The following is a 1,328-nucleotide window of genomic DNA, read 5'->3' as shown; positions in this document are numbered from 1 at the left end:
TGACTCGCCCCGGTGTGTCCGGAGACAGGATTCCTTGGAAGGATCTGTCTTATGGGACGTCCCAGTAAGTATCCGCGCGAGCTTCGTGAGCGCGCTGTCCGTATGGTCGCCGAGGTGCGGGCCGACTATCCGAGCGAGTACCAGGCGATGACCGCGGTCGCGCAGATGCTCGGCATCGGGTCGCCGGAAACCATCCGCACCTGGATCCGTCGGGAGCAGGTCGACGCGGGAGACCGGCCCGGCGTGACGACCGACGCGGCGGTGGAGATCAAGCGCCTGAAGCGGGAGAACGCCGAGCTGCGGCGGGCAAACGAGATCTTGAAGGCGGCTTCAGCTTTCTTCGCGGCCGAACTCGACCGGCCACACAAGCGATAGTCGCCTTCATCGACGAACACAAGGACCGCACCGAGGGCGGGCTCCGATGGGGTGTCGAGTCGATCTGCGCCGTGCTCACCCAGCACGGCGTGAAGATCGCCCCATCGACCTACTACGACGCCCGCGGGCGCGGACCATCACCACAGGCCGTGTCGGATGAGCGGTGGAAGCCGATCATCCTCGCCGCGTGGCAGGCGCACCGCAAGGTGCTCGGCGCCCGAAAGCTCTGGCTGCGGCTCCGCCGTGACGGTCACGACATCGCCCGCTGCACGGTCGAGCGCCTCATGCGTGAGCTTGGGATCGCCGGCGTGCTCCGCGGGAAGCGGAAACGCCCCGTCGACACGGATCCGCGCGAAACCCGCCCCGCGGACCTCGTCGACCGACACTTCGCCCGGTTCCGCACGAACCAGCTCTGGGTCGCCGACTTCACATACGTGTGGACGTGGTCTGGATGGGTCTACGTCGCGTTCGTCTTCGACGCGCACTCCCGCCGCGTCATCGGCTGGCGCGCCGCGACGAGCATGACCACACCGCTCGTGCTCGACTGCCTCGACATGGCTCTCTTCACCCGCCGCCGCGAAGGCGTCACCGGGTTCGAGGGGCTCACGCACCACACCGACGCGGGCAGCGTCTACACGTCAATCGCCTTCACCGACCGGCTCGTCGACGAAGGCATCGACCCGTCCGTCGGATCCGTCGGCGACGCCTACGACAACTCTCTCGCGGAGTCGCAGATCGGGCTCTACAAGTCCGAACTCATCCACCACGAGGGTCCCTGGCGTGACGTCGATCAGGTCGAGGCGGCGACCGCGTCCTGGGTGCTCTGGTTCAACACCGAACGCACCCACGGCTCCATCGACGACCTCACACCCCTCGAGGTCGAGCAACTCGACTACGCTCGCAACGAACCGGTTGAAAGAGCCGGCTGACACCAGCAAACAGCTCTCCGGACA

The 1,328-nt window shown here is 66.8% G+C and carries 1 protein-coding gene; it reads left to right on the top strand.

What is annotated here, in order from left to right; genetic code table 11:
• The first annotated feature begins 51 nt into the window (after positions 1–51).
• Positions 52–1,304, top strand: a protein-coding gene (locus IPV10_RS16810; protein WP_207485813.1) for an IS3 family transposase whose coding sequence is annotated in 2 segments (ribosomal slippage) — positions 52–334 and positions 334–1,304 — 1,254 coding nt in all. Because the reading frame shifts where the segments join, the coding sequence is not laid out codon by codon here.
• Positions 1,305–1,328: the final 24 nt, after the last annotated feature.

This window comes from Microbacterium sp. SD291 (genome assembly GCF_017355365.1).
GTDB lineage: Bacteria > Actinomycetota > Actinomycetes > Actinomycetales > Microbacteriaceae > Microbacterium.
This window is presented reverse-complemented; position numbering and strand designations above follow the sequence as displayed.